The organism is Phytoactinopolyspora endophytica, assembly GCF_004138495.1.
Taxonomy (GTDB): Bacteria; Actinomycetota; Actinomycetes; order Jiangellales; family Jiangellaceae; genus Phytoactinopolyspora; species Phytoactinopolyspora endophytica.
Window position 1 is genome coordinate 5,188 of the sequence record NZ_ML142884.1, and the last position, 7,523, is coordinate 12,710.

At 64.0% G+C, this 7,523-nt stretch carries 7 protein-coding genes and 2 pseudogenes; 7 read left to right on the forward strand and 2 right to left on the reverse strand.

Features of this window, described 5'->3' with window-relative positions; all coding sequences use genetic code 11:
* Positions 1-438 precede the first annotated feature (438 nt).
* From ELR45_RS33730 to ELR45_RS33755, 6 genes and pseudogenes are all read left to right on the forward strand, one after another.
* On the forward strand, positions 439-765 hold the full coding sequence (locus ELR45_RS33730) for a helix-turn-helix domain-containing protein (protein WP_129670194.1): 327 nt from the start codon (positions 439-441) through the stop codon (positions 763-765).
* A 384-nt stretch (positions 766-1,149) separates the two neighbouring features.
* Positions 1,150-1,881 (forward strand): annotated as a pseudogene (locus ELR45_RS42375) (DUF933 domain-containing protein); the annotation flags it as partial.
* Between the two features lie 46 nt (positions 1,882-1,927).
* Positions 1,928-2,263, forward strand: a complete 336-nt coding sequence (locus tag ELR45_RS33740; protein ID WP_129670195.1) for a YciI family protein — start codon at positions 1,928-1,930, stop codon at positions 2,261-2,263.
* Positions 2,263-3,480 (forward strand): RNA polymerase sigma factor, encoded by a 1,218-nt coding sequence (locus tag ELR45_RS33745; RefSeq protein ID WP_129670196.1) that lies wholly within the window; start codon positions 2,263-2,265, stop codon positions 3,478-3,480. The genes ELR45_RS33740 and ELR45_RS33745 overlap by 1 nt, the downstream gene beginning before the upstream one ends.
* A 109-nt stretch (positions 3,481-3,589) precedes the next feature.
* Positions 3,590-4,075 (forward strand): SRPBCC family protein, encoded by a 486-nt coding sequence (locus tag ELR45_RS33750; RefSeq protein WP_129670197.1) that lies wholly within the window; start codon positions 3,590-3,592, stop codon positions 4,073-4,075.
* Between the two features lie 935 nt (positions 4,076-5,010).
* On the forward strand, positions 5,011-5,556 hold the full coding sequence (locus ELR45_RS33755) for a hypothetical protein (protein WP_129670198.1): 546 nt from the start codon (positions 5,011-5,013) through the stop codon (positions 5,554-5,556).
* Positions 5,557-5,913: 357 nt separating this feature from the next.
* Here the strand turns inward: ELR45_RS33755 and ELR45_RS33760 are convergent.
* Together ELR45_RS33760 and ELR45_RS33765 are read right to left on the reverse strand one after the other, a co-directional pair.
* A pseudogene (locus tag ELR45_RS33760) lies at positions 5,914-6,270 on the reverse strand (DDE-type integrase/transposase/recombinase); the annotation flags it as partial.
* A 23-nt stretch (positions 6,271-6,293) separates the two neighbouring features.
* Positions 6,294-6,695 carry a PaaI family thioesterase gene (locus ELR45_RS33765; RefSeq protein WP_129670209.1) on the reverse strand — a complete coding sequence of 134 codons (402 nt, stop codon included), beginning with the start codon at positions 6,693-6,695 and terminating at the stop codon, positions 6,294-6,296.
* Between the two features lie 198 nt (positions 6,696-6,893).
* On the opposite strand from ELR45_RS33765, the gene ELR45_RS43155 reads away from it, so the two are divergent.
* Positions 6,894-7,523: aminotransferase class I/II-fold pyridoxal phosphate-dependent enzyme (locus ELR45_RS43155; protein WP_420814005.1), on the forward strand; the 630-nt coding region annotated here is incomplete at its 3' end.

Below are 7,523 nucleotides of genomic sequence, written 5' to 3' on the forward strand. Positions count from 1 at the left end.
CCAGCGCGCCGATGACATCCGCCGGTAGGTCCACAGTTTCTCCAGAGTTTTGCACTCCTCTGCACAAAGTGCAGGGTACTATAAAACTGTTCGGAAACCCAGCACTCACCGAGCCTGTCGACCAGCGGCTTCTGACGGATAGGTGGCCAACCGTGCGACCGTTAGGAATGACAGGCAGGAACGGCAGCCGCGCAACGGACGCTCTCGGACCCTGCCCTCGGCCGGTCGCGCGCTGCCCTCAATGACCGAGGACAGCGTGCCAGGTATCGCTGATCAATGAAAACGAACCAACCAAATTGCGGAGGCAGTTCGCGAAACGTCTAGTTCGGTGGACCCTGCGGGAGGAAGTTCCAACCCTGCCCCGTGCGGTGAAAGCACTGGTCAGAGCGCTCGCGACCGGCGACCAACTCGACCGGACCAGCAAAACCGGGCGGCCTGATGGCCGTAGCCAGGTCGCGGCAGATCCAGGGGCGACTCGACGCCGCCGAGACCGACGGCTTGATTGAGGCGTATCGGGAGGGGCTGACCGTGCGCGAACTCGCGGTGAAGTTTGGGATCGAGCGCCGCACGGCAAGCGCTCATCTACGGCGCCGAGGTGTTCCAATGCGCCAGCGCGGCCTCTCGCCGGCGCAGAAAGACCAAGCGCGCGCCCTCCGCGAACAGGGATGGTCCTACGGGAGGATCGGCGACAAGTTCGGCATCGACGCCGCGACCGCCCGCTATCACATCTTGCGTGCCCAACCTGGGCAAGGTCACCCACGTTGAGATCGGCAAGGCTAGCGTGCTGCCCATCGAGCGTGAGCATCCGTCGGGAAGGTGCGCACGCGGTGCGCCAGGCGACCTCGACCTCAATGTCCCAGCCGAGGTCCTCATCGACGGTTCAGAAAGGCCCAGCGACACGATGGGGTCGTCCATCATGTCGTATGGCCTCGCCGGATCGCCAGGTTCGTTCCGTTGACTTAGTTCTGATGCGTGGGATAGATGACGACCGGTTGCTGGCGTGATTGATTGGATCAATGGTCTCCACGGGCGGACATCGGTCGTCGTGGCGGCAATCCTTGCCAGCGTGGTAGTCGGCTTGAGCCTCGCGCCCAGAGTACTGGACGTGCGCTTGCTCACAGCAGTCACGCATTCGGGCGTGGAGCTAGCGGCCGGATCGACCCGAAAGACGACATCGAGACCATCAACACCGAGCTGATCCTCGCCGACCTGCAAACGATAGACAAAGGCGCTGCCGAGGCTGGAGAAGGAGGCACGGACCAGCAAGGACAAACCAAGCTGGAGGTCGTCGAGGCCGTCGTCAAGGCCAAAGAAGTTCTCGACGGGGGCCAGACCGTCTTCGCCGCCAGCCCCGACCGCACACTGCTCCGCGACTTGCATCTGCTGACCGCTAAGCCGTTTCTGTACGTCTTCAACATGGACCACGAGGAGCTGGGCAACGAGGCACTCAAGGACGAAATGCGCGCGTTGGTCGCGCCTGCCGAGGCGATCCTTCTGGACGCGAAGATCGAGGCAGAGCTAGCCGAAATGGACGACGAGGACGCGCTGGAGCTACTGCAATCGATCGGTCAGGACGAGCCTGACCTGGACATGCTGGCACGGGTCGGCTTCGACACTCTTAGGCTGCAGACTTACCTGAGGGCCGGGCCCAAAGAGTCGCGAGCATGGGAGATCCCGAAAGGGGCTACTGCGCCGGAAGCCGCGGGCGTCATTCACACCGATTTCCAGCGCGGGTTCATCAAAGCCGAGATTGTGTCGTTTGACGACCTGGTGGCCGCGGGGTCGATGGCCGAGGCTAAGGCCTAAGGCCTAGTACGCATGGAGGGCCAGGACTACGTCATGGCAGATGGTGACGTGGCCGAGTTCAGATTCAATGTCTAGTTGCAGCAGTGGCGGCTGATGCCAATGATCGTGGAGAATCACAGGCATGAAGTACGCGCTGCTGATCTGTGACGACGAGAGTCGGTCACCGAGCAACGAAGTTCTCGCTGCCGATCCGGAGCACGATGCCTTTCTCGAGGAACTGGGCCGTCGGTCGGAGGTGCTCGGCAAGGCGCGCCTACGGCCAGTGGCGGATTCCACGACCGTGAAGGTGCGGGCCGGCGAGACGCTGGTCTCGGACGGACCGTTCGCGGAGACCAAGGACGTCGTCGGTGGCGTCATTATCATCGAGTGCGCGCACCTGGACGACGCGATCGCGATTGCCGAGAGCCACCCCTATGCGCGCTGGGGTGGGGTCGAGATCCGTCCCGTCTGGGAGTGATGCCAGACCAGGACCCGGTCCGCGTCGCGGTCGACGCGGCGTACCGGGACGAGTGGGGCCAAGTGGTCGCGACCCTGATCGGGATCACTGGGGACTGGGATCTGGCGGAGGACTGCGCGCAGGAGGCGTTCGCCGCCGCGTTGACCGCCTGGCCGCGCGACGGCGTCCCGCGCCGGCCGGGCGCGTGGCTGACCACGGCCGCTCGCAACCGGGCGACCGATCGGCTGCGCCGCGAGGCGACCGGGGCCGCCAAGTTACGCCAGCTGGCAGTGTTGGCCCGCGACCCGGAGGAGCCACCGTTGGAGGAGATCCCGGACGAGCGGCTCCGGCTGATCTTCACCTGCTGCCACCCTGCGTTGCCGTTCCCGGCCCGGGTAGCACTCACGCTGCGCACGCTTACCGGCCTGAGCACCGCCGAGATCGCCCAGGCATTCCTGACGGTCGAACCCACCATGGCGAAGCGGCTGGTCCGTGCCAAGCGCAAGATCAAGGAGGCGGGCATCCCGTACCGGGTGCCGCCCGCGGAGCTGCTGCCGGAACGGCTCAACGGCGTCCTCGCGGTCCTGTACCTGATCTTCAACGAGGGGTACGACGAGGACGACGACCGCCGCGCACTCGCCGCCGAGGCGACCCGGCTCGCCCGGTTCCTGGTCCGACTGATGCCGTACGACGCCGAGCCGCGCGGTCTGCTCGCCCTGATGCTGCTCCACGAGGCGCGGCGCGGCGGCCGGACCCAGGACGGCGTACTGGTCCCGCTCGAGGAGCAGGACCGCTCCCGGTGGGACCGCGAGCTGATCGACGAAGGGGTCGAAGTACTGGAGGGCGCGCTGGCGATGCGACGGCCCGGTCCCTACCAGGTGCAGGCCGCGATCGCCGCCTGCCATGCCACCGCGCCGAACATGGAGAGCACGGACTGGGTCGACATCGCGGTGCTCTATGCCGAGCTGGCCCGGCTGGCTCCCTCACCCGTCGTCGACCTCAACCGCGCCGTTGCAGTCGCCATGGCCGACGGCATCGCGGCCGGACTGGCGCTGGTCGACGAGCTCGCGTCCTCCGGCCGGCTGGACGGGTACCACCTGCTCCCGGCGACCCGAGCCGACCTGCTCCGACGGGACGGTCGCGTCGAGGAGGCCAGGGCGGCGTACCAGGAGGCACTGGTGCTGGTGCCGACCGAGGCGGAGCGCCTCTACCTGTCCGCCCGCCTCCGCGAGCTCTGACTCCGGCCCGAACCGTCGAAAATTTCTTCGGGCCGATGTCCAGCTGCGCCGATCTCCTTCGTCGGTGGGGTGACGGTCCACCAGGGGCCGACCAACAAAGGAGAGAATCATGAACGCAGCCAGCTACAGCACAAGCTTTACGGTCGAGAACACACCCGAAGAGGTGTTCGAAGCAGTCACCAACCCCCGCGGTTGGTGGTCGACCGGCATCGAAGGCGTCACCGACCGGTCCGGCGAGGAGTTCGTCTTCGAGGTCCCCGGTGTCCACTACTCCAAGATCCGGGTCACCGAGCTGGTTCCCGGCCGGCGCGTAGTGTGGCGGGTCGTCGACGCTACCATCCACTTCGTAGCAGACAAGGACGAGTGGACCGATACCGAGATCCGCTTCGAGATCTCCCCGACCGACAGCGGTACCGAACTCCGCTTCACCCACGACGGCCTCGTCCCCTCGGTGGAGTGCTACGACGCCTGCTCGAGCGCGTGGGGGCAGTACGCCGGCGGCAGTCTGCGCAACTTCATCACTACCGGGACGGGCAACCCCGACTCCAACCCGGACGAGGAGCGCTACCAGGAGGAGGCACGCCGCAGGGGGTGAGGGGGCAGGCCGGGACAGCTCGGAAACGCAGGCCACCGACCAGCTGCTCGACAGGCGTTCCCTAACCGACGAAACGTGGTCGAGTTCCGGCTTAATGTGTGACTGCAGGTTGCTGAACTCGCGTATTCTTCATCCGCTAGTTCAATCGGTTGAGCCACGGATGGTCGGGGTGGGCGATGGGTAGCGAGGCCGCGAGCCACGTGCGGTTGGGCCCTTCCATCTTGTTCAGGCAGCGATCGAAATCCAGATTGTCCTTGGCTCGCAAATGCGTTGCCTAACCGGGCAAGCCGCGCGGCTTACCCGGTTAGAGCAGAAGCTGGATCTCGGGCTGGAGGAAGGTAATGCCGTCTCGCGCCCAGAGGACATCCGACAGTGACAACGCGCCGGACAGCTCCACCCAGACATCAACCTGGCCAGAGACGAAACAATCCCGCACGAGACAGGCTCGGCCACGCAAGCCAAATTCGCCAATGAGATGACCACCACCGGATTGCGGCAGGCGCAAAACCGCCTTGGCTCAGCCTGACGACTGACGAACCTGAATCGGCTCACGATCTGCCGTTGACAAACATGCGTCACGTGCGGCGAAATGACGCGGGTGGCGATGGCGGTATCGCCTCGGTCGCGCCGGCTCTGCGTGGAAGGCTACAAGCAGGGTCATGACGGTGCGCCGGGAGAGCCGGTCACATGGCGAAGGGCGGCATAGTCATATCGACGCCCCAGCAATCAGGCGAATGTTGGCCCATGACCGGCGCAGCAAGCGCGGCAACGGTCTCGTAAGGGATTGCGGTCGAACGAAAGCGGACGCAACGGACAGGCCGAGTGCGTCGTAAGGTAGGTTTAGATCAGTGCCGCTATCGGAAGGATGCTCGCCTATGGGCTATTTAGGGCTTGATTGGGGAAGCGTTCCGGCTTAGTTTTCCGCCGGCTCATTCATGGCGGCCGCATACGTTATCTATCTCGATCGAGGATACAGGCGCCGGAGCCAGATTGAAAACCTTGGAATCTGGGGTGAAGCCAATGTGCTCGATCATGATGGAAAGAATATGATCAGCCCGCGGATCCATATAAGGAACATGGGCAGTCTCCCATTATATGTCAAGAGTATAGAGTATAACGTCATATTTGTTGTGAGAACTGGCGGTACTGCAGCGCTGGACGGCTTTGAAGTGATGCAGGTCAGCGCTGGATATTGGAACGACTTAATCGTTCCTCCAGGTGAGCTAAATATCCTGAGAGGCGAATCGGTCGATCCACCTCATTTCCCCTCCTGGGATTGTGCAGCAGTGCTTAGAAATGCACGCGTCTTAGTGAGGAGCTATGAAGTTTTCGACAGTTCACATCGGTTGTGGAGTGTGGAGCCGAAGACTGACTTCATGCATGAAGTCCTTGCTGACGAGCAAGCTCCGTACTCGAAATTGTTAAAAATGCAGCGAAAATACGAGAAGAAGAGACAGCGTGCAAGAACCAAGCGTCGATAGAGAACGCTAACGTTTCATGAGGGTCCGGCACGGGCTGGGAAGGATAGTGGCGTGACGCAGCTAGTTCAGCAGCAACGCCGACTAACCCAGATCTTTCATGGGCTGCTTGCTGGTGATCGTTCTGCCTCTTGGTCGAGGTTTCGCGGTGAATTGTGGCAGGTGGGTGTGACAGGGTGGCCGAGTGTCGTCTCGGTGGGGGCGCCGGTTCCATGGTCCGGGGGTGCTGCGCGGGTGTCGGGGTAATGGCGTGATTGGCCTGGTCAGCCGGGTTCGGCGAGAGCTCGTAGCCGTGTGAATGCGGTGATGATGAGGTCGGTCCAGGCATGGTTGCTGGAGAGCCGGATGATGGTCTGTCGCCCACCGCTCGACCTTGCCGTTGTGTCGAGGGGTATAGGGCTTCGTCTTCTGGTGGCGAGTGTGTTGGCCAACTATCCGAGCGAAGTCTCCGGATCGGTAGCAGGCTCCGTTGTCTGTGACGATGCGGTGGATGTGGCTGATGCCGTGGGCGGCGAACCAGACCTTTGCACGGGCGAGGAACGCGGCGGCGGTTGCGCCCTTCTCGTCGGCCAGCGGCTCGGTGTAGGCGAGTCGGGAGAATCCGTCGACGACGGAATGCAGGTAGACGTAGCCGCGTTTCGCACCGGTCGACTTCGCTCGTTCAGCGTCCTTGGCTTGGTTGCTGTCGCGGCCGTGGATCCGCCAGCCACCACCATCAGCTCCTGTCGGTGAGCAGTAGGTCAGCGCCCGGTCGCCCGGTCGCCGCGGAGGGTCATGACGGTGCTGGTTGCCGTCGCGACGGGCTCGCCGTCGCTGACGCGGACGATGTCGCATTGGTAATGCGTGATCGTCTTACCTAAGTGTGCTGGGGCGGCATGGGCGACCAGAGTGTCGTGCCAGACGGGGCGCAGAAACACGGTGCGCAGGTCAATGCTCGTGAACGATTCGTCCGGTTCCATGAGCGTGGAGTGGGCCGTTCCGATCGCTGCATCGGCCAGCTCGACCAGGAAACCTCCGTGCACGGTCCCCTGCTGATTGCCATGGCAGGTCGCATCGGCATCGACAACCACAGATGCGGTGCCAGTCCCGATCGCTGCGATCTCGAAATCGAGCAACTCCGAGATCGCCGTCGGGTATCTCATGTGGGTGCGATCCTCGGGCTGCGAGGTTCCCTGCAGGCGTCGTTGGAGGAACTCCAAAACGGGCAGCTGGTTGGCGACGGTCTCGGTCATGGTCTCTCCTGTCCGTATCGAGCCGGGGAGGCTGATGCCCGGCACGGCCGAACCTAGGGCCCGTACACTGATGCAATCAACGAATTGTCATAGAGATAGGGGCTGGTTGTGCCGGCGGAGCGGTACAGAGTCGTGGCCGATGAGATTGCCGCCTCCATCCGGGCAGGCGCTCTACCCGCCGGCACTCGTCTACCGACGCATCGCGAGCTGGCCCAAGAGCGGGGGGTCGCTCTTGCCACAGCCACGAAGGCGTACCGGGAACTGGCGGCAGCGGGTCTGGTCGTCGGCGAACCGGGCAGGGGCACCTACGTGCGGGAACTCAGTGGGTTCGCGGGCCTGGAACCGCGCCGACTTCCGATCGAGGCCCACGTCGCTGACCTGTCCTTCAACCAGCCCCTCGCGGTGGAGCAGGCCGAGCAGTTGAGACATGGATTGCGGGAACTGGCTGGCGAGGGCGACCTTGGGTCGCTCCTGACCCAGCAGCCGCCGGGTGGTCGTACCGCCGATAAGGCGGCTGTGGCCACCCACCTGCTCGATCGAGGGATCGACGTCCCGCCGCGCAACGTGTTGCTGACTGCTGGTGCGCAACACGGGCTCGACGTCGTCCTCGCGGCGACGACCACACCTGGGTCGACGCTGGTGGCCGACGAGCTCACCTACCCAGGGCTGAAGTTGCTCGCCGGCACCCGCCATCTGGACCTCGGCGCCGTACGTTGCGACCCAGGTGGGACGGATCTC

Coding starts and splice junctions, on each gene's coding strand:
- ELR45_RS33730 (WP_129670194.1), top strand. CDS start 439: ATGGCCGTAGCCAGGTCGCGGCAGATCCAGGGGCGACTCGACGCCGCC.
- ELR45_RS33740 (WP_129670195.1), top strand. CDS start 1,928: ATGAAGTACGCGCTGCTGATCTGTGACGACGAGAGTCGGTCACCGAGC.
- ELR45_RS33745 (WP_129670196.1), top strand. CDS start 2,263: ATGCCAGACCAGGACCCGGTCCGCGTCGCGGTCGACGCGGCGTACCGG.
- ELR45_RS33750 (WP_129670197.1), top strand. CDS start 3,590: ATGAACGCAGCCAGCTACAGCACAAGCTTTACGGTCGAGAACACACCC.
- ELR45_RS33755 (WP_129670198.1), top strand. CDS start 5,011: ATGGCGGCCGCATACGTTATCTATCTCGATCGAGGATACAGGCGCCGG.
- ELR45_RS33765 (WP_129670209.1), bottom strand. CDS start 6,695: ATGAGATACCCGACGGCGATCTCGGAGTTGCTCGATTTCGAGATCGCA.